The sequence below is a fragment of the Micromonospora sp. B9E7 genome (assembly GCF_039871815.1).
In the GTDB taxonomy this organism is placed as follows: Bacteria; Actinomycetota; Actinomycetes; order Mycobacteriales; family Micromonosporaceae; genus Micromonospora.
Window position 1 is genome coordinate 399,481 of the sequence record NZ_JBDPLX010000004.1, and the last position, 21,649, is coordinate 421,129.

General features: G+C 73.8%; 5 protein-coding genes. 1 reads left to right on the forward strand and 4 read right to left on the reverse strand.

The genetic code is table 11. The features are described 5' to 3' along the window. Positions 1–3 precede the first annotated feature (3 nt). A complete protein-coding gene (locus tag ABGB10_RS09330) occupies positions 4–16,602 on the reverse strand; it encodes a type I polyketide synthase (protein ID WP_347660461.1) in 16,599 nt (5,532 codons plus the stop codon). 236 nt (positions 16,603–16,838) lie between these two features. On the opposite strand from ABGB10_RS09330, the gene ABGB10_RS09335 reads away from it, so the two are divergent. Further along, entirely contained in the window at positions 16,839–18,080 is a 1,242-nt protein-coding gene (locus tag ABGB10_RS09335; RefSeq protein WP_347660462.1) for a cytochrome P450, read from the forward strand. A gap of 59 nt (positions 18,081–18,139) precedes the next feature. Here ABGB10_RS09335 and ABGB10_RS09340 read toward each other — a convergent pair whose 3' ends face one another. The 3 genes from ABGB10_RS09340 to ABGB10_RS09350 are packed head-to-tail and all read right to left on the reverse strand — an operon-like array spanning position 18,140 to position 21,646. Continuing rightward, positions 18,140–20,092 carry a hypothetical protein gene (locus ABGB10_RS09340; RefSeq protein ID WP_347660463.1) on the reverse strand — a complete coding sequence of 651 codons (1,953 nt, stop codon included), beginning with the start codon at positions 20,090–20,092 and terminating at the stop codon, positions 18,140–18,142. Then, on the reverse strand, positions 20,077–20,847 hold the full coding sequence (locus ABGB10_RS09345) for an ABC transporter ATP-binding protein (RefSeq protein ID WP_347660464.1): 771 nt from the start codon (positions 20,845–20,847) through the stop codon (positions 20,077–20,079). Before ABGB10_RS09345 ends, ABGB10_RS09340 begins: the two co-directional genes overlap by 16 nt. 43 nt (positions 20,848–20,890) lie before the next feature. After that, positions 20,891–21,646 (reverse strand): alpha/beta fold hydrolase, encoded by a 756-nt coding sequence (locus tag ABGB10_RS09350; RefSeq protein ID WP_347660465.1) that lies wholly within the window; start codon positions 21,644–21,646, stop codon positions 20,891–20,893. Positions 21,647–21,649 lie beyond the last annotated feature (3 nt).

The window sequence follows — 21,649 nt, forward strand, 5'->3', positions numbered from 1 at the left end:
GGATCAAGATCTGCCGAATTCGTTCTGGATGATCTGGAGCAGTTCGTCGGCGGTCGCGTCGCCGATCTCGTCGCCGCCCACCTCCGCCGGTTCCTCGGTGGCGGCCCAGCGCTGTGCCAGCGCCTGTAGGCGGGCCACCAGGGCCGGCCGTTCGGTGTCGTCGACACCGGTGGCGGCGAGGGCCGCCTCGAGGTCGTCGAGCCGGCCCGCCAGGGTCGGCGCGGTCGGACGGTGCTCGCGCATGAGGAGGGTGTCCAGGTGCGCGGCGAGCATCGCCGGGGTCGGGTGGTCGAACACCAGGGTGGCCGGGAGGCTGAGCCCGGTGACCGCGGTGAGCCGGTTGCGCATCTCCACCGCGGTCAGCGAGTCGAAGCCGAGTTCGCGGAAGGCACGGTTCGCCTCGAAGCCGCCGCCCGGGCCGACGACGGTGGCCGTCTCGGTCCGGACCAGGTCGAGCAGCAGGTGCCCTCGTTCGGCCTCGGGCAGGTCGGTGAGCCCGTCGATCGGCCCGGCGGCCTGGACCGGCACGGCCGGTTCGGCGACCGCCGCGCGGGCCTCCTCGACTCCGTCCAGCAGGGGGCTGGGGCGGGCGGCGGTGAAGGCGGGGGCGAAGCGGGCCCAGTCGACGTCGGCGACCGCGACGGTGATGTCGCCGTGGTCGAGGCTGCGGGCGAGGGCGTCGACCGCCGCGGCCGGAACCAGTGGGGTGAGCCCGCGTCGCCGCAGCTGCTCCTCGGTGCCGGTGTCGGCGACCATGCCGCCCTCGCCCCACGGCCCCCAGGCGATCGCGCTGCCGGCCAGGCCTCGCGCGCGGCGCCGTTCGGCGAACGCGTCGAGGAAGGCGTTACCTGCGGCGTAGGCGGCCTGCCCGCCACTGCCCCAGACGCCGGAGATGGAGGAGAAGCAGACGAAGGCGTCCAGGTCCCGGTCGCCGAGGAGGTCCTCCAGGTGCCGGGCGCCGCCGATCTTCGCGGCGACGATGGCGGCGAGCAGCTCCGGGGTGGTCTCGGTGAGCGGAGCCGAGTCGCCGATGCCGGCGGTGTGCACCACGGCGCGCAGCGGCAACGGGTCGGCGTCGGCCCGGCGGAGCAGCTCGGCGACGTCGTTCCGGTCGGTCAGGTCACAGGCCACCAGGGTGACCCGGGCGCCGAGCGCGGTCAACGCCGAGGTCAGGTCGTCCGCGCCCGGGGCGTCGGCACCACGGCGGCTGGCCAGGACCAGGTGACCGGCGCCGTCCTGGGCGAGCCGTCGGGCCACGTGCCCGGCGAGCGCGCCGGTGCCACCGGTGATCAGGACGGTGTCCCGTGGTGTCCACCGGGTCGGGACGGCGGCCGGGAACGGTGCCCGGACCAGACGGCGGACGAACGTGCCGGCGTCGCGCAGGGCAACCTGGTCGGCGCCGCCGTCGGCGAGCACCCGGCAGAGCGCCGGGCCGTCGACGCGGTCCGGCAGGTCGATCAGGCCGCCCCAGCGGGCGGAGTGCTCCAGGGCGGCGACCCGGCCGAGGCCCCACACCGCGTTCTGGGTCGGGTCGGTGACCTCGGCGGTGGCGGCGACCGCACCCCGGCTGACGGCCCACAGTGGCGCGTCGAGGTTGGCGTCCCCGGCCGCCTGGATCAGGGCCAGGGTGGCGGCCAGCCCGTTGGGCACGCCGGGGTGGCCGGGCAACTCCCGGTCGTCCAGGGCGAGCAGCGACAGGACGCCGGTGACCTCGGCCGCCGACTCCAGCTCGGCGACGATCGCCGCCCGGTCACGGCCGTCCAGGACCACCGGCCGGGTGCGGGCGCCGGCATCCGTCAGGGCCTCGATCAGGGTACGGGCGTACGCGTCCGCCGGGCCGGGAAGCGCGACCAGCCAGGTCCCGCCGAGGCGGGCGGTGCCGTGCATGGCGACGGGTTCCCACTGTGCCCGGTACCGCTGGCGGTCGGCGGTGTCGCGGGCCTGACGGCCTCGGTGCCAGTCGGCCAGGGCGGGCAGCGCCTGCGCCACCTCGGCCACCCGGGCGTGCCCGAGCATCGTGCCGAGCGTCTCCAGGTCGTTGTGCCGCACGGCGGACCAGAAGGGGTCGTCCGACGAGTCCGCGCCGGTGCTGCCGGCCGGGGCCGGGGCGATCCAGAACCGGCGGCGCTGGAACGGGTAGGTGGGCAGCGGCACGGTTGCCGTACCGGGCAACGCGCTCGCCCAGTCGATCGACACCCCGCCGACGTGCAGGCCGGCCACCGCCTCGGCGACGGCGGCGGGTTCGGCCCGGTCTCCGCGCAGCGCGGCGACCAGGACGGCGTCCGCCCGCCTCGCCGTGGGCAGGCAGTCCCCGGCCAGCGCCGTCAGCACCCCACCTGGGCCGATCTCGCAGTACGCGGTGACACCCCGGGCGTCCAGCGCGGTGATCCCGTCGGCGAAGCGCACCGCCTCGCGGACGTGCCGCACCCAGTAGTCGGCGTCCGGCTGGCCGATCGGTTCGCCGGTCAGGTCGGAGATCAGCGGGATCGTCGGCGGCGCGTACGTGAGTTCGGCCGCGATCCGGCCGAACTCGGCCAGCATCGGGTCCATGTGTGCGGAGTGGAAGGCGTGGCTGACGTTGAGCCGCTTGGCCCGTCGCCCGTCCGCGCGCCACCGCTCGACGATCAGGTCGACGGTGTCCGCGTCGCCGGCGACGACCACCGAGTCGGGTCCGTTGACGGCGGCGATCGACACGTCGCCGGTCAGCAGTGGTCGGATCTCCGCCTCGGTGCCCTGCATCGCCACCATCGCGCCGCCGGACGGGAGCGCCTGCATCAGCCGACCCCGCGCGGCGACCAGCCGTGCGGCGTCCGGGAGGGACAGCACGCCTGCGACGTGGGCGGCGGCGAGCTCACCGATGGAGTGGCCGAGCAGGTAGTCGGCTGTCACTCCGCGCGCCTCGAGGAGGCGGTACAGGGCCACTTCGAGGGCGAAGAGCGCCGGCTGGGTGAACCCGGTGCGGTCCAGCAGGGCCGCTTCGGGGGTGTCCGGGGCGGCGAACATGACGTCGAGCAGCGGGCGGTCGAGGTGCGGTTCGAAGGCGGCCCGGATCTCGTCGAGCGCGGCGGTGAAGACCGGTTCGGTGGCGTAGAGGTCGCGGCCCGCGCCCGGGCGTTGACTGCCCTGGCCGGTGAAGAGGAGGGCGAGCTTGCCGGTGGCGGTGGCGGTGCCACCGATGACCGACGGGCCGGGTTCGCCGGCCGCGACGGCGTGCAGACCGGTACGCAGGGCGTCGGCGTCGGCGGCCAGGACGACCGCCCGGTGGTCCAGGGCGGAGCGGGTGGTGGCCAGGGCGCGGGCGAGGGCCACGCCGTCGCCGGCCACGACGTGCCGGTCCACGTCGGCCGCGAGGAGCCGTTCCGCCTGGGCCCGCAGCGCCCGGTCGGACCGTCCGGACAGGACGTACGGGAGATGTCGCGTCGACGGGGCCGGGTCCGGGGCGGTCACCTCGGGCTGGGCGACGGGTTCCGGTTGTTCGAGGATGATGTGGGCGTTGGTGCCGCTCACCCCGAACGCCGAGACCGCCGCGCGGCGCGCCCGACCCGTGACCGGCCAGGGCTGCGCGGCAGTCAGCAACCGCACCGCACCGGCCGACCAGTCCACGTGCGGTGTCGGCTCGTCCACGTGCAGGGTCCGTGGCGCGAGGCCGTGCCGCATCGCCTGGATCATCTTGATGATTCCGCCGATGCCGGCGGCGGCCTGGGCGTGCCCGATGTTCGACTTGAGCGAGCCCAGCAGCAGTGGTTGCTCGACCGGTCGACCCCGCCCGTACGTGGCGAGCAACGCCTGCGCCTCGATCGGGTCGCCGAGAGTGGTACCGGTGCCGTGCGCCTCGACCACGTCGACGTCCGAGGTGGACAGGCCCGCGTCGGCCAGCGCCTCGGCGATCACCCGCTGCTGGGCGGGGCCGTTCGGGGCGGTCAGGCCGTTGGAGGCGCCGTCCTGGTTGACCGCGCTGCCCCGGACCACGGCGAGCACGGTGTGCCCGTTGGCACGCGCGTCCGACATCCGTTCCAGCACCACGAAGCCGGCGCCCTCGGCCCAGCCGGTGCCGTCGGCCCCGGCGGCGAACGCCTTGCACCGGCCGTCCGGGGCGAGCCCACCCTGCCGGCTGAACTCGACGAAGACCGCCGGGCTCGACATGACCGCGACACCACCGGCCAGGGCAAGGGTGCACTCCCCCTGCCGCAGCGCCCGGGCCGCCCAGTGCAGGGCGACGAGCGACGACGAGCAGGCCGAGTCGATGGTGACGGCTGGCCCCTCGAAGCCGAAGGTGTAGGCGACGCGGCCGGACATCACGCTTGTCGCGTTGCCGGTGAGGCGGTAGCCCTCGACTCCGGGCGGTGGTGCTGCGCCCTCCCCGTACCCGAGGTGGGCGCCGCCGACGAAGACGCCGGTCCGCTGGCCGCGCTGCGCCCGTGGTGGCAGGCCCGCGTCTTCGAGGGCCTGCCAGGCGGTCTCCAGCAGGAGTCGCTGCTGCGGGTCCATTGCCAGGGCCTCGCGGCCGTTCACCCCGAACAGGTCGGCGTCGAAGTCGGCCGCGTCGTGCAGGAAGCCACCGGAGCGGGTGTACGCGGTGCCCTGGTGGTCTGGGTCCGGGTGGTAGAGCGCGTCCAGTGCCCAGCCACGGTCGGCGGGGAAACCGGAGATGACGTCGGCCTCGTCGGCGACGAGCCGCCACAGGTCGTCGGGCCCCTGCACGCCGCCCGGGAAGCGGCAGGACATGCCGACGACGACGATCGGGTCGTCGTCGGGTGCCACGGCCGACGCCGGGACCGGTGCCACTGCGGCGGCGGGCTGGTCGAGCAGCCGGTCGCGCAGGTAGCGGGCCACCGCGAGCGGGTTCGGGTGGTCGAAGACGAGGGTGGCGGGAGGTGCGAAGCCGACGTCGCGGCGCAGCCGGTCCCGCAGGTCCACGCCGGTGAGCGAGTCGACGCCCATCTCCCGGAACGCCTGCTCCGCGCCGACCGCGTCCGGCCCGGCGTGACCGAGCACGGCGGCGGTGACGCCGCGGACCAGGGTGAGCAGGTGGTGTTCCTGTTCGGCCGGTGCCAGCGCGGCCAGCGTCTCGGCCAGCGGCGTGGCGGTCTGCTCGACGGTCGGCGTGACCAGCGCCCGCACCTGCGGCAGGTCGCCGATCAACGGCCGGGGCCGGGCGGCGCCGAAGGTGGGGGCGAAACGGGACCAGTCGACGTCGGCGACCGCCACGTAGGTCTCGTCGCCGTCCACGGCCTGCCGCAGCGCGGCGATCGCGGTCTGCGGGTCGAGGACCGGCAGGCCACGGCGGAACAGCAGGGTTTCGGTGCCGGCGTCGACCATGCCACCGTCGCCCCACGGGCCCCAGGCGACCGAGGTGGCGGTCAGGCCACGGGTTCGCCGGTCGTCGGCGAGGGCGTCCAGGTACGCGTTCGCGGCGGCGTACCCGCTCTGCTCGCCACTGCCCCAGAGCGCGGCGATCGAGCTGAACAGCACGAACGCGTCGAGCGGGGTGTCGGCGAGGAGCCGGTCCAGGTGGGCGGCGCCGGCCACCTTGGCAGCGGCGACCCCGGCGAGCCCGGCCGGGTCGTCGTCGAGCACTCCGGCGAACCGCAGTGCGCCGGCGGTGTGGAAGACGGCGGTCAGGTCCGGAATGGTGCCGAGCAGGTCGGTGAGGGAGTCGGCGTCGGCGACGTCGCAGGCGGCGATGGTGACGCGGGCGCCGAGCGCGGTCAGTTCGGTGTGCAGTCGGTCCGCGCCGGGGGCGTCCGCGCCGGCCCGGCTGGTCAGCACCAGGTGGGGCGCGCCGGCTCCGGCGAGCCAGCGGGCCACGTGCGCACCCAGCGCTCCGGTGCCGCCGGTGATCAGGACGCTGCCGCGTGGCGACCAGGTGGTCGGGGTCGCGGGCGGGGCGGCCGGTGCGACGCGTCGGACGTGGACGCCGGTGTCCCGGATGGCGACCTGGTCCTCGGTGCCGGTGCTGCGCACCACCGCCCAGAGCCGGGCGAGGGTGCGCGCGTCGGGGTTCTCCGGCAGGTCGGCGAGACCGGCCCAGGTGTCGGGGAGTTCGAGGGCGGCGACCCGCCCGTACCCCCACACGGTGGCCTGGTGCGGGCTGATCCGGGGTTCGTCGCCGACCCGTACCGCGGCGGTGGTCACGGCCCAGAGCGGGGTGCCCGGCGGGAGGTCGCGGAGCAGCGCCGAGGTGCCGGTCAGGCCACGGGACAGGTGTGGGTGGTCCGGGTCGGGGCGCTCGTCCAGGGCGAGCAGGGACAGCACGCCGGCGACGCCGTGCGGGTCGATGGTGGGCAGTTCGTCGGCCGGCACCGCGATCACGTCGGGACCGCCCGTGGCCAGGAGGCCCGCGGTCACCGGGAGGTCGAGATCGGGGACGACGACCAGCCAGCGGCCGGGGCGGGGGGCGGTGGTGATGTCGCGGACCGGCCAGTCGACGCGGTAGCGCAGGCCGGGGTCGGTGCCCTGGCGACGCCAGGCGCGGAGCGCGGGGAGGACCTCGTCGAGGGGGCGGCCGTCGGGGACGCCGAGCAGGTCGGCGAGGTCGCCACGGTCGACGGCCTGCCAGAACGGGGTGTCGGGGGTGTCGGCGGCGGTGTCGTCCTCAAGCCAGTAGCGCTGTCGTTGGAAGGCGTAGGTGGGCAGGTCGACCAGCCGTCCGCCGGTCAGGCACGGCGTCCAGTCCACCGCGACGCCACGCACGAAGACCTGCGCCAGAGCGGTCAGCAGGGTGCTCGGTTGGTCGCGGTCGGCGCGCTGCACGGGTACGAACACCGCATCCGTCACACAGTCCGCGCCCATCGCCGACAGGACCCCGTCCGGGCCGATCTCCACGAAGGTGCTGACGCCCTGGCCTTCCAGGGTGGTGATCCCGTCGGCGAACCGCACCGCCTCGCGCACGTGCCGCACCCAGTAGCCGGCGTCCTGGATCTCGGCGACCTGCCCGGTCAGGTTCGACACCACCGGGATACGCGGCGACTCGTACGTCAGACCCGCTGCCACCTGGGCGAACTCGGCCAGCATCGGCTCCATCAACACCGAGTGGAACGCATGACTCACCCGCAACCGCTTCGACTTCTCGAACTGAGCGGCGACGGCGGTCACCTCGTCGACGGCACCGGACAGCACCACCGAGCGCGGGCCGTTGACCGCGGCGACCGACACGCCGTCGGTCAGCAGCGGCAGCACCTCGGCCTCGGTGGCGCGAACCGCGACCATGACCCCACCCGCCGGGAGTGCCTGCATCAGGCGGCCCCGGGCGGTGACCAGCGTTGCCGCGTCCGGAAGGGACAGCACCCCGGAAACGTGCGCGGCGGCGATCTCACCGATCGAATGCCCCACCAGGAAGTCCGGGGTCACCCCGAACGACTCGACCAGCCGGAACAACGCCACCTCGACCGCGAACAACGCCGACTGCGTGTACACCGTCTGATCCAGGTCGCCGCCGTCGGCGATCACCTCCCGGACCGGCCGGTCCAGATGAACGTCCAGCTCGGCGCAGACCGCGTCGAACGCCTGCGCGTACACCGGGAACGTCTCGTAGAGGTGCAGGCCCATGCCGGGCCGCTGCGAACCCTGGCCGGAGAAGACGAAGGCGAGGCCTCCCGCCCGTACCTCGCCGGTGTGGACGCCGGTGTGGTCCCGGCCCGTAGCCAGATCGCGCAGCGCGCCCACCGCGTCGCTCCCGCTCGTGAGCAGCACCGCCCGGTGCGCGAACGCGGTCCGGGCGGCGGCCAGGGTCCAGCCGGTGTCGAGCAGCGTGGGTGTGCCCGGTTCGGCCAGCCGGTCCGCGAGGCGATCCGCCTGCGCGCGCAGCGCCCCGGTCGACTGCCCGCTGAGCACCAGCGGTACGACCGGGGACGGCTCGGACGCCTGCGGAAGGGCCGGTACGCGGCCGACTCCGGCGGGCGCCTCCAGGATCACGTGGGCGTTGGTGCCGCTGATGCCGAACGACGACACACCGGCCCGGCGCGGCAGGTCCGCCGGCCACGGTTGGGCCACGTCCAGCAGTCGCAGCGGGCCGTCCGCCCAGTCGACGTGCGGGCTGGGCGTTCCGGCGTGCAGGGTGCGGGGCAACACCTCGTGCCGCATCGCCTCGACCATCTTGATGATGCCGGCGACACCGGCCGCGGCCTGGGTGTGCCCCAGGTTCGACTTGACCGAGCCGAGCCACAACGGTCGCTGCGCCGGGCGGTCCGGCCCGTACGCCGCCTGCAACGCCTGGGCCTCGATCGGGTCGCCGAGCGGGGTGCCGGTGCCGTGCGCCTCCACCACGTCGACGTCGCCGGGCGTCAGGGCCGCGTCGGCGAGCGCGGCCCGGATCACCCGCTGCTGGGCGGGGCCGTTCGGGGCGGTCAGGCCGTTCGACGCGCCGTCGGAGTTGACGGCGGTGCCACGGACCACGGCGAGGATGGGGTGACCGTGCCGCTGGGCGTCGGAGAGCCGCTCGACCAGCAGCATGCCGACGCCCTCGGCGGAGCCGAAGCCGTCCGCGTCGGCGGAGAAGGGCTTGCAGCGGCCGTCCGGGGCGAGGCCACGCTGGCGGCTGAACTCGACGAACATGTGCGGGGTGGACATGATGGCGACGCCACCGGCCAGCGCCAGGTCGCACTCGCCGGCCCGCAGCGCCCGCACGGCCAGGTGCAGCGCGACCAGCGACGACGAGCAGGCGGTGTCGACGGTGACGGCGGGGCCGTCGAGGCCGAAGGCGTACGCGATCCGGCCGGAGGCGACGCTCGCGGTGCTGCCGGTGAGCAGGTAGCCCTCCAGGTCGGCGGGCGCCTGCCGGACCCGGGACGCGTAGTCCTGGTAGGTGAGGCCGACGTAGACCCCGGCGTGCCGGCCGCGCAGCGTCGCGGGGTCGATCCCGGCGCGTTCGAACGCCTCCCACGAGGTCTCCAGCAGGAGCCGCTGCTGCGGGTCCATCGCCAGTGCCTCGCGGGGCGAGATGCCGAACGGGGTGGGGTCGAAGTCGGCGACGTCGTAGAGGAATCCGCCACGCCGGGTGGTCGAGGTGCCCGGGTGGTCCGGGTCCGGGTGGTAGAGGCCGGGCAGGTCCCACCCACGGTCGGTGGGGAAGCCACCTGTCGCGTCACCGCCGTCGTCCAGCAGTCGCCACAGGTCGGCGGGCGAGGTGACGTTTCCGGGGTAGCGGCACGCCATCGCCACGATCGCGATGGGCTCGTCGGGTACCCGTGCCGGGGCGAGGTCGTCGGCCGGCCGGGCGGGCAGCGTACCGGTGAGCTCGTCGTGCAGGTGCGCCGCGAGGGCGGCCGGGGTGGGGTGGTCGAAGACCAGGGTGGTCGACAGGCGCAGACCGGTGACCGTGCGCAGGCGGTTGCGCAGCTCGACGCCGGCGAGCGAGTCGAAACCCAGCTCGCGGAACGGGCGGTTCGGGTCGACCGCGTCCGGGCCGGCGTGGCCGAGTACGAGTGCCGCCTGCTCGCGGACCAGGCCGGTCAGGGCCCGTTCGCGGGCCGCCTCGGGCAGCGCGGCGGCGAGGCTCTCCGCAGGGCCACCGGCCGCGCGGGACGTGACCGCGCCGGCACCGATGGCGCGCTGCACCTCGGGCAGGTCCTCGATCAGCGGGCGGCGGCGACCGGCGGTGAGCGCGAGAGCCAGCCGGTCCCAGTCGAGGTCGGCGACGGTGAGGGTGGTGGTGTCGTCGTCCAGTGCCTGCTGCAGGGCGGCGAGCGCGATCTGCGGGTCCATCGGGGTGATGCCGTGGCGCTGCATGAGGTCGCCGACGGCGGCGTCGGCGGCCATGCCGCCGCCGGCCCACGGACCCCAGGCGATCGAGGTCGCGGTCAGGCCGTCGGCGCGGCGCTGCTCCGCCAGGGCGTCGAGGTACGCGTTTCCCGGCGCGTAGTTGCCCTGCCCGGGGATGCCGATGCTCGCCGCGATCGAGGAGAACAGCACGAACGCGCTGAGGTCGCGATCCCGGGTGAGGTCGTCGAGGTTACGGGCGGCGGCCACCTTCGCGGCGAGCACACGGTCGACCTGGTCGGCGGTGAGGGTGTCGACGGTGCCGTCGTCGAGCAGGCCGGCGGCGTGCACGACAGCGCTGACCGGATGCTCGGCGAGGACCGCCGCGAGGGCGGCGCGGTCGCCGGCGTCGCAGGCCACGACCGAGGCGGTGGCGCCCAGCCCAGCCAGTTCGGCGACCAGGTCGGCGGCACCGGGCGCGTCCGGGCCGCGTCGGCTGAGCAGGATCAGGTGCGGTGCGCCGCGCTCGGCGAACCAACGGGCGACAGTGGCGCCGAGGGCACCCGTACCGCCGGTGATGAGCACCGGTCCGTCCGGGCGCAGGCCGCCGGCGAGCCGGGCCGGACGGGGGGCGTGGCCGAGGCGGCGCAGGTAGCGGCCGTCGACCCGGATGGCCACCTGGTCCTCGCCGTCCTCCCCGGCGACCGCGGCGAGCAGCCGCTCGGCGGCCCGCTCGTCGAGGTCGGTGGGCAGGTCGACCAGGCCGCCCCACCGCTCGGCGTGCTCCAGGGCCACGATCCGGCCGAGGCCCCAGATCAGGGCCTGCTCGGGATCGTCCACCCGGTCCGCCGGCCCGGTGTCGACGCCACCACGGGTGACCAGCCAGAGCGGGGCGTCGACGCCGGCGTCACCGAGTGCCTGGGTGAGGGTCAGGGTGCGGCGCAGGCCCTCACCGAGGGGTCCCTCCGCGAAGGCGAGCAGGGAGAGGACGCCGTGGGCGTCGCCGGTGAGCCGCTCGGCGAGAGTGGCCCGGTCGGCGTCGGCGGCGACAACCACCACGTCGAGGGTGAGCCCGGCGTCGCCGAGGGCCTGGAGGACGGCCGTGGTGCTCGGGTCGTACCCGGCGACGGCGACGATCCAGTGCCCGTCGGCGGTGACCGTGGCGTCCGCCTGCGGCTTCCACTCCACCACGTAGCGCCAGCCGGCGGCCCCGGCGCGGACCCGCTGCTCGCGCCGCCAGGCGGCCAGCACCGGCACGATCTCGTCCAGGGCACCCGGCGCCAGGGCCAGGTCGGTGGCGAGCGCGGCGGCGTCGCCCCGCTCCACGGCCGCCCAGAACGGGTCGTTGGCCGGGTCGTCGGCGCTGCCCGGCACGACCGGGTGATGCCAGAAGTGCTCCCGCTCGAAGGCGTAGGTGGGCAGCGCCACCAGCGAGCCGTCCGGGGTGAGGCCCGTCCAGTCCACCGCGAGCCCCCGCGCGTACGCCTCGGCCAGCGCGACCCGGAACCGGGCCGGGCCGCCGTCGTGGCGTCGCAACGTCCGCAGCACGGCGGCGTCCACTCCGGCCTCCTCGGCCGAGTCCTGCACGGCGGCGACGAGCACCGGGTGCGGGCTGGCCTCGACGAAGGCCCGGTACCCGTCGGACAGCAGCACGTTCACCGTCTCGGCGAAGCGGACCGGCCGGCGCAGGTTGGTGTACCAGTAGTCGGCGTCCAGTTCGGTGGTGTCCAGCCGGGAGCCGTAGACGGTGGAGTAGAACGGGATGTCGGCGGTGCGGGGCTCGACCCCGCCGAGGGAGCGCATCAGCTCGTCGCGGATCGCCTCGACGTGTACCGAGTGCGAGGCGTAGTCGACCTTGATGCGCTTCGCCTCGATGCCCGCGGCGGCCAGCGCCGGTTCGAGGTCGTCCAGGTCGGCGGGCTCCCCGGCGACCACCACCGCGGTCGGACCGTTGACGGCGGCCACGCTGATCCGGCCGTCCCAACGGGCCAGGACCGGCTCCACGGCGGCGGCGGACGCCTGGACCGCGAGCATCCCACCCTGCCCGGCCAGCGCGACGATCGCCTGGCTGCGGCGGGCCGCGATCCGGGCGGCGTCGTCCAGGGTGAGCGCACCGGCGATGTGCGCGGCGGCGACCTCGCCCTGGCTGTGCCCGATCACCGCGGCCGGTCGGACACCGGTGGCCTCCCAGAGCCGGGCCAGGGAGACCATCACCGCCCACAGCGCGGGCTGGACCACGTCGACCCGGTCCAGCGACGGGGCGTCGTCGTCACCGCGCAGCGCGGCGAACAGATCCCAACCGGTGTACGGGAGCAGCGCCGCACCGCAGGCGCTCAGGTGGTCGCGGAACACCGGCTCGGCGTCGGCCAGTTCGACAGCCATGCCCAGCCATTGGGAACCCTGTCCCGGAAACACGAACGCGATCCGGCCGGGCTCGGCCGGGTGGGCGGTGACGACGTTCGCCGCCGACCGGTCGTCGGCCAGGGCGGCCAGTCCGTCGCGCAGGTCGTCCGATGTCGTGGCGAGGACCACCGCGCGGTGTTCGAACCGGGTCCGGGTGACGTTCAGGGTGTACGCGAGGTCGGCCAGGTGGTTGTCGTCCTCCCCGATCCGGTCGCGCAGACGCGCGGCCTGGCGTCGCAGGGCGTGCGGCGTACGCGCGGACACCAGCACCGGCACGGTCCGCCGCACGGCCGGGCGGGACGGGGCGTCGACGTCCGGCGCCTCTTCGAGGACCAGGTGGGCGTTCGTGCCGCTGATACCGAAGGAGGAGACGGCAGCCCGGCGGGGGTGGTCGGTCCGCCGCCAGTCGCGGGGTTCGGTGAGCAGTCGGACGGTGCCGGCGGACCAGTCCACGTGCGGTGACGGTTCGTCGGCGTGCAGGGTGCGGGGCAGCACCTCGGCTTGCAACGCGAGGATCATCTTGATCACACCGCCGACACCGGCGGCGGCCTGGGTGTGGCCGATGTTGGACTTCAGCGAGCCCAGCCACAGCGGGGCGTCCTCGCGTCGGTCAGCGCCGTAGGTGGCGATCAGCGCCTGCGCCTCGATCGGGTCACCGAGGACGGTGCCGGTGCCGTGGGCCTCGACCACGTCGACGTCGGCCGGGGTGAGTCCGGCGTCGGCCAGGGCGGCCCGGATGACCCGCTGCTGGGCCGGGCCGCTCGGGGCGGACAGGCCGTTGGAGGCACCGTCCTGGTTGATCGCACTGCCCCGGATCACGGCCAGGACCTGGTGACCGTTCGCCTGCGCGTCGCGCAGCCGTTCCAGGACCAGGACCCCGACGCCCTCGCCCCACCCGGTGCCGTCGGCGCCCGCGCCGAACGCCTTGCACCGGCCGTCGCCGGCCAGGCCACGCTGGCGGCTGAACTCGACGAACATGCCGGGGCCGGCCATCACCGTGGCACCGCCGGCCAGGGCCAGCTCGCACTCCCCCCGGCGCAGCGACTGGGCGGCCAGGTGCAGGGCGACGAGCGACGAGGAGCAGGCGGTGTCGACGGTCAGCGCCGGACCTTCAAGGCCGAGCACGTACGAGATACGGCCGGAGGCGACACTCATCGTGCTCCCGGTCAGCACGTAGCCGTCGAGGCCGTCGGCGGGTTCGGCGAGGCGTGCGCCGTACTCGTGGGAGGTGGCGCCGACGAAGACTCCGGTGCGGCTGCCGCGCAGCGCGCCCGGCACGATGCCGGCCCGCTCCACCGCCTCCCAGGAGGCCTGCAACAGCAGTCGCTGCTGCGGGTCCATGGCCAACGCCTCGCGCGGCGAGATGCCGAAGAAGCCCGGGTCGAACTCGGCGGCGTCGTGCAGGAAACCGCCGGAGCGGGTGTAGCTGGTGCCCGGATGGCCGGGGTTCGGGTGGTAGAGGGCGGTCAGGTCCCAGCCCCGGTCGGTGGGGAAGCCGGTGATGGCGTCACCGCCGCCGGACACCAGGTGCCACAGCTCGTCGGGTGCGGTGATGCCGCCGGGATAACGGCAGGCCATCGCGACGACAGCGATCGGCTCGTCGGCGTCGGGCCGCTCCGGCTGCGCGGACTCCTCGACGGTCGAGCGCCCGACGCCGCCCGAGGCGGTGTGCAGCCACCGGGCGAGCGTGACCGGGTCCGGCCTGTCGTAGAGCAGCGTGGCCGGCAAGGCGAGGTCGAGGGCGGCACCGAGCCGGTCGCGGAGTTCCACGGCGGTCAGCGAGTCGAAGCCGAGCTGCTTGAAGGAGTGGGTGAGGTCGAGGGTGAACGGGTCCGGGTGACCGAGTACGGAGGCGGCGTGCGTGCGTACCAGATCGAGAAGGTCGTCCTCGGAACGCGCGGCGCTCCGCGCGGCCGGCGTCGCCGGTTCGTCGGCGGTCTCGGACACCCAGTAGGACTCCCGTTGGAAGGCGTACGTGGGCAGCGGCACGCGCGTGCCGCCGCCCAGCGACGGCGTCCAGTCGACGGCGACGCCCCGGCCGTGCAGTTGGGCCAGGGCGGCGACGAAGGTCTCCGCCTGCGGGCGGTCCGGGCGTTGGGCCGGGACGAACGCGCCTGTCGACACGCAGTGCGCGCCCATCGCGCTGAGCACCCCGTCCGGGCCGATCTCGACGAACGTGGTGACGCCCTCGGCCTCCAGGGTCGCGATCCCGTCGGCGAAACGGACCGCCTCCCGCACGTGCCGCACCCAGTAGGCCGCGTCCTGCGTCTCGGCGACCCGACCCGTCACGTTGGAGACGATCGGGATGCGCGGCGGCGCGAACGTCAGCGTGTCGGCGACCGCGGCGAAGGCCACCAGCATCGGCTCCATCAGCGCCGAGTGGAAGGCGTGGCTGACCCGGAGCTGCCGGGTCTTCTCGAACCTCGCCGCGACCTCGGCGACCGCCTCGGCGCGACCGGACAGCACCACCGAGCTGGGGCCGTTGACCGCCGCGATGTCCACACCGTCGGTGAGGTGCGGGGCGACCTCGGCCTCGGACGCCTGCACCGCGATCATCACGCCACCGGCCGGCAGGTCCTGCATCAGCCGGCCACGGGCCGTGACCAGCTTCGCCGCGTCGGGAAGGGACAGCACCCCGGCGACGTGGGCGGCGGCGATCTCGCCGATCGAGTGCCCGACCAGGTAGTCCGGGGTGACTCCGAACGACTCGACGAGCCGGAACAACGCCACCTCGAAGGCGAAGAGGGCGGCCTGCGTGTAGACGGTCCGGTCCAGCTCCGAGCCGTCCGCGACGACCTCGCGCAGCGGACGGTCCAGGTGCACGTCGAGGTCGACGCAGGCGGCGTCGAAGGCCGCCGCGAACACCGGGTAGGTGTCCGCGAGTTCGAGGCCCATCCCGACCCGCTGTGACCCCTGGCCGGCGAACAGGAACGCGAGCCGGCCGTCGCCGACCCGCTCCACCGACGACTCCCCGGCAGCGAGGGCGGCCAGGCGTTCCGTCAGGGTGGTCAGGTCCGTTCCGACGACCGCCGCCCGGTGGTCGAAGCCACTTCGGTGGTGGGCGAGGGAGTACGCCACATCCACCGGCCGCGCGTCCCCGGCGACCGCGTCGCGCAGCTGTCCGGCCTGGGCCCGCACAGCGGCCGGGGTACGCCCGGACAGCAGCCACGCCACGGGTTCCCTGGTCGCGGTGCCACTGAGTACCGGCGGCCGGGCCGGAGTCGACGACAACACCACATGACAGTTCGTGCCGCCCATGCCGAAGGAGCTCACCCCGGCGACCAGGGGCCGCTCCGACTCCGGCCACGTCCCGTGCTCCGTACGCACCCGCAGCCGCAGCTCGTCGAACGGAATGCGCGGGTTCGGCGTGGCGAAGTTCAGGCTCGGTGGCAGCTCCCGGTGGTGCAGCGCCAGGACGGTCTTGAGGAGCCCGACCACGCCCGCCGCACCCTCCAGGTGGCCGACGTTCGTCTTCGCCGACCCGACCAGCAGTGGATGCCGCCGGCCGGACGCCACCCCGAGGACCGCGCCGAGCGCGTCGGCCTCCACCGGGTCTCCGACCCGGGTGCCGGTGCCGTGCAGTTCCACGTACTGGACCGCCGCCGGGTCCACCCCGGCCTGCCGGTACGCCTCGCGCAGCACGTCGCGTTGGCCGTCGCTGGTGGGCGTGGTCAGGCTGTCGCCACCACCGTCGTTGTTGACCGCGCTGCCCCGGACCACGCCGTAGACCTGGTCGCCGTCGGCGAGCGCGTCGGTGAGCAGTTTGAGGGTGAGCACCACGCCGCCCTCACCGCGGGCGTAGCCGTTGGCCCGGGCGTCGAACGTGTAGCAGCGCCCGTCCGGCGACAGGCCACCGAACGCGGCGGCGGTGAGGGTGCTCTCCGGGACCAGGTTGAGGCTGACCCCGCCGGCCAGGGCGACCTGGCAGCGGCCGTCGCGCAGGCTCTCCGCCGCCAGGTGGACGGCGACCAGCGAGGACGCCTGTGCCGCGTCGACGGTGAGGCTGGGGCCGCGTAGCCCGAGCACGTACGACAGCCGGTTGGCGATGATGCCCCGGTTGGTGCCGGTGAGTGTCCATGGGGTGATGCCGTCGGCCCCGAGGCTGCGGATCAGGGTGGCGTAGTCGTCGCCGATCGCGCCGACGAAGACACCTGTTCGCGTGCCGGCGAGGGTGTCCGGGACGATGCCCGCGTCCTCCAGCGCCTCCCAGCCGAGTTCCAGCATGAGCCGCTGCTGCGGGTCCATGGTGGCCGCCTCGCGCGGGGCGATGCCGAAGAAGCCGGGGTCGAAGCCGTCGACCCGGTCCAGGAAGCAACCGCGTGGTCGGTCTCCGCCGCTCCCCCAGCGCTCCTCAGGTGCTTCGGCGATGGCGTCGCGGCCGTCCGCCAGCAGCCGCCAGAACGCCGCCGGATCGTCCGCGCCGGGAAGCCGGCACGCGATACCGACAATGGCGACGCCGTCACATTCCGCATTTCCATCGGTGAATGCTGATTCGCTCTTCATGACGACTCGCGGCCCCCACTCGTCCACACGGCCCGATGGCGCGTTCGGTTCGGACGGTAATGAGCGTCGGCGGAGGCCGGACACCCCTACGGGCTCCAACGCACCCCGGGGCAGGCCACAGTGGATGGCAGCCCCTATCCCCCTGGATCGACCCCCGATCCGGGTCGTGGCGCATTTCCTGACGGCACGTTCTTCCTATCGTGGAGGCAATGTCCATGCGGAAATGAGTGGTGACGATGACCAGTGCGACGCAACATCCCGCCCCGGCCGGATCGGGCACCGGGGAGCCGGCTCCGCTGCCCCGGCAACGCGGCAAGTGTCCGTTCTCTCCACCTGACGAACTCCTCCAGCGCGCCGAGGAGCACCCGGTCAGTCCGCTGATCATGGCGGACGGGTCGGTCGGCTGGCTGATCACGCGGGCCGAGGACGTCCGAGCGGTGCTCGCCGACACCCGGTTCAGCGCGGACATCCTCAAGGCGTCGAACCCGATCCAGGTGATACCCGAGGAGGCCAAGCAGCTCCCACCGGATCCGGCGTTCTTCATCCACGTCGACCCGCCGCACCACACCCGCTACCGCAAGATGCTGATGGGCCAGTTCACCATGCGCCGGGTCCGCGCCCTGGAGCCGCGGATCTCCGAGATCGTGACCGATCGCCTCGACGCGATCGAGGCGGCCGGCCCGCCCGCCGACCTGGTCCGGGACTTCGCCCTGCCGATACCCTCGTTGGTCATCTGCGAGTTGCTCGGCGTCCCGTACGCCGAACGCGAGCAGTTCCAGACGCTGACCGCGGCGATGCTGCGCACCGACGCCACCCCGATGGAAGTCGGGATGTCCGCCTGGAACCTGCGGCAGTACCTGGCGGCTCTGGTGGCGACCAAACACGACGAGCCGGACGGCGCCCTGATCTCCGGCCTGATCCACGACTCGGACGACGACCCGCTCACCGACGAGGAACTGACCAGCATCGCCATGCTGCTGCTCGTCGGCGGCCACGAGACCACCGCCAACCAGCTCAGCCTCGGCGTGTTCGCGCTACTCACCAATCCCGAGCAGTTGGCCGTCCTGCGCGCCGACCTGGATCGGGTTCCGGACGCCGTCGAGGAGCTGCTCCGCTACCTGCCGACCTTCCAGTTCGGCGTGACGCGCCTCGCGACCGAGGACGTGCCGGTGGGCGGTCAGCTCATCCGCGCCGGCGAGAGCGTCAGCCTCTCGCTGTCCGCCGCCAACCGCGACCCGTCCCGCTTCGTCGATCCGGGGGTCTTCGACGTGACCCGGACCGGCAACCAGCACCTCGCCTTCGGTCACGGCGTACACCTGTGCATCGGTCAGCAGCTCGCCCGCGCGGAGCTCAGGATCGCCCTGCGGGCCCTGCTCACCCGCTTCCCCGACCTGCGGCTGCACGGGTCGGTCGAGGACGTTCCGCTGCGCTCGGAGTCCCTGATCTACGGCGTCCGCGAGCTGCCCGTCAGCTGGTGACGAGTCAGGCACACGAAAGGGCTCGGCCACCCCGGTGGCCGAGCCCTTTGTCGTCGTGCTCAGTGGTTCAGCTCGTCCACCTTCTCGGGTTGACGGGTCACCACCGGGGCGGCGTGGCCGGCACGGTCCACCGTCGCTTGACGGCTCTCCGCACGGGCCAACCGTAGCTGGTGGAAGCCCGCGGCGATGAGACCCAGGCCGAGCAGGACCATGACGCCGACGACCGGCCAGTGCAGCGCCTCGGGGACGAGGCGGGCCACGAACCACGAGTCCCGGTCGGGGTCGCTGTATTTCAGGAAGGCCGGGACCACGCCCTGCGCGATCAGCGGGACCCAGCAGACGGTGAAGCACACGTAGACGGCGACCCGGCGCGCCGGCGACGCCTTCTCGATGCCGAGGCGGCTCTCCCCGAGATCCATTCCGCCGAGGGACGCGGTGATCTGGTCCCAGTCGACGTCGCCGGTGAGGTTGCTCTTGCGGGAGGTGGCGGCCCGCATGGTGGCGAGCAGGTCCGGACCGGTGGCTTCCAGGTGCTTGGCGGCAAGGTCGCCGAGCAGCCAGGCCAGCAGGATGCCGGTGACCAGGCCGACTCCGGCACCCGCCCATTCGGGGCCGTAGCGGACGGTGAGGTAGGCGGGGGCCGCGGTCGCCGCGACCAGCACCAGCATGAGCAGCACCTGGGTGAAGTCGGTGCCGTTCTCCAGCAGGTTGCCGCTGCGCTTGTGCGGGTCGGTCATCGGCACCGGGCGCAGCACCGAGATCAGCACGATGACGCCGGCGCCGCCGCCGACCAGTGCCGGCACCAGGGCTGCCAGCCACGGCCAGGCCCACGTCTGCCCGCTGAGCAGCGTGGGCACGACGCTGAGGACCACCACCACCGGAGCGGTCAGCAGCAGCCAGGCGAGCTGCCGGCCACGCACGTCCCGGCGGGCGGCCCCGGGGGTGAGCACGGTCTGCCAGATCACCGTGCCGTCCTCGCCGTACAGGTTGGCGGAGATGGCGGCGGCCCAGATGCCGAACGCGACACCGATGAACGGCACGAAGATCGGCAGGTCGACCACGAGCGGCAGCAGGCAGAACGCCAGGGCGTAGACCAGCGAGAAGACCAGGTAGTGGAAGCGCATCAGGTCGCGGGACGCGGTGCGTAGCTCGCGTCCCACGACGGCTCGCACGCCGCCACCCCGGACCTTCTGGGTTGCGGTGCGACCGCGAGCCGGTCGGCCGCTGGCGCTGCGGTGGCTGAGCCGGCGCACGAGCAGCGCGGCCCAGCCGAGCATGGCCAGCACGCTGAGCACGGCGAACCCGGCCGGCACGGCGGCGGCCAGCAGCCAGTCACCACGACCGGCGGCCTCCACCGCGACGATGCCCCAGCCGGACGGCAGCCGACGAACCCAGTCCGCCAGGTTGTCCGGGAAGCCGGCGGTGAGGGCGTACTGGATGGTGGGTTTGAGCACCCAGCCGGTGTGCGTGAGCGCCAGGATGCCGCCGCTGATGACGGCGGCCAGCACCGCACCGATCTTGGCGCGCATCAGCGTGCTGAGCGCGGCGGTGACGAACCGGGAGGCGAGGACCACGAACAACAGTTGCAGGAACACCACCGGCACCGCGACCAGGACGGCGGCGCCGCCGACCGGGAGGGCGACGACGATCAGCGCGGTGAAGGCCACCAGACTGACCACCGGGGCGACGCCGACGAATGCGACGGCGAGCAGACCGAATGCGAGCCGGCGCGGCGGAATCGGCAGCAGCGCCAGGTGTTCCGGGCGCAACGTCTCGTCGCCGCCACCGAACAGCACCGGGCCGAACAGCCAGCCGACCGTCCAGATCGCGAACGCCGCGCCGACCAGGTCGAGCGGCAGCCCGTCGACCGGCCAGTCGTGCAGGGCGAGCCAGATCGTGCCTCCGGCGAGGACCAGGCCCAGCACGCCGCCACCGATCATGTCGGCGGCGCGCTGCCCGGTCATCGAGTGCCGCAGGACGGCCAGCTTCATCCGGATCAGGATGCCAACCATGACAGCTCCCCCGCGCTCACCGGCTGGCCGCCGACCAGGTCGACGAACCGGTTCTCCAGGGAGCTGCCGCCGCGGACCTCGTCGAGCGGCCCGGAGGCGACCACCCGACCGCCGGTGACGACCGCGACGTGGTCGCAGAGCTGCTCGACGACCGGCATGACGTGGCTGGAGAAGACCACCGAGCCGCCGGCGGCGACGAACCGCTGGAGGATCACCTTGATCGTCGCCGCCGAGACCGGGTCGACGGCCTCCAGGGGCTCGTCGAGGACCAGCAGCTTCGGTGCGTGCAGCAGAGCCGTGGCCAGGCCGATCTTCTTCCGCATGCCGGTCGAGTACTCGAGGACCAGAGTGCCCTCGGCCCGGTCGAGTTCGAGGACCTCCAGCAGCTCCTGGCTGCGCTTGGCGACCGCCTCGGGCTCCATGCCCCGCAGCAGACCCAGGTAGGTGAGCACCTCCCGGCCGGTGAGCCGTTCCGGCATGCCGAGGCCGTCGGGGAGGACGCCGATCAGCTCCTTGGCGCGGACCGGGTCGGCCCAGACGTCGACACCGAAGATCTCGGCGCGACCGCTGTCCGGGCGCAGCAGCCCGACGGCCATGGACAACGATGTGGTCTTGCCGGCCCCGTTGGGACCGACCAGCCCGAAGAACGAGCCGCCCGGAACCTCCAAGTCGACGTGATCGACGGCGCGCTTGTCACCGAATGCCTTGGACAGCCCGATGAGCCGCAGAGCCGGCGTGGGTGTCGGGGTTGTCACTGGTACCTCCGGAAGTCTCGGACTGCTCAAGCCGGCGTCACCGTCAGCCTGACGTCAGGCGATCCACAATGGTCTCCAGTATGTCCGTCTGGTGGTTGTTCAGGTAGAAGTGACCACCCCTATAAACTTTCATGGAGTAGGGGCCGGTCGTGTGCGTCCGCCAGGAGTCGGCCTCGTCCACCGTGACCTTCGGGTCGGAATCCCCGGTCATCACCGTGATCGGGCAGGACAGCGGCGGGCCGGGTCGGTACACGTAGGTCTCCGCGGCCTTGTAGTCGTTGCGGATCGCCCCGATGATCATCCGGATCAGCTCGTCGTCGTCGAGCAGTTTGCCCTCGGTGCCGTTGAGTCGGCGCATCTCCGCGATCAGACCGTTGTCACCCAGTTGGTGGATGTGCTCGTCGCGGTGGCGTGACGGCGCGCGCCGCCCGGAGGCGAACAGGTGCTTCAGGACGATGCCGTCCTCCTCCAGGAGCCGGGCCACCTCGAAGGCGACCGAGGCACCCATGCTGTGGCCGAACAGGGCGATCGGACGGTCGGCGAGGGTGGCGACCTGCTCCGCGACCCGGGTGGCCAGGCCCTGGACGCTGTCGATGCACGGCTCGGCGCGACGGTCCTGCCGGCCGGGGTACTGCACCGCGAGCACCTCGACGCCGGTCAGGGCGCGCGAGACCGGGTGATAGTAACTGGCCGATCCGCCGGCGTGCGGCAGGCAGACCAGACGCACCGGCGCGTCGGGCGCCGGATGGAACCTGCGCAGCCACAGGCTGGTGTCGACAGTGGCGGTCGTGATGGTCATCGA

Coding starts and splice junctions, on each gene's coding strand:
- ABGB10_RS09330 (WP_347660461.1), bottom strand. CDS start 16,602: ATGAAGAGCGAATCAGCATTCACCGATGGAAATGCGGAATGTGACGGC.
- ABGB10_RS09350 (WP_347660465.1), bottom strand. CDS start 21,646: ATGACCATCACGACCGCCACTGTCGACACCAGCCTGTGGCTGCGCAGG.
- ABGB10_RS09335 (WP_347660462.1), top strand. CDS start 16,839: ATGACCAGTGCGACGCAACATCCCGCCCCGGCCGGATCGGGCACCGGG.
- ABGB10_RS09340 (WP_347660463.1), bottom strand. CDS start 20,092: ATGGTTGGCATCCTGATCCGGATGAAGCTGGCCGTCCTGCGGCACTCG.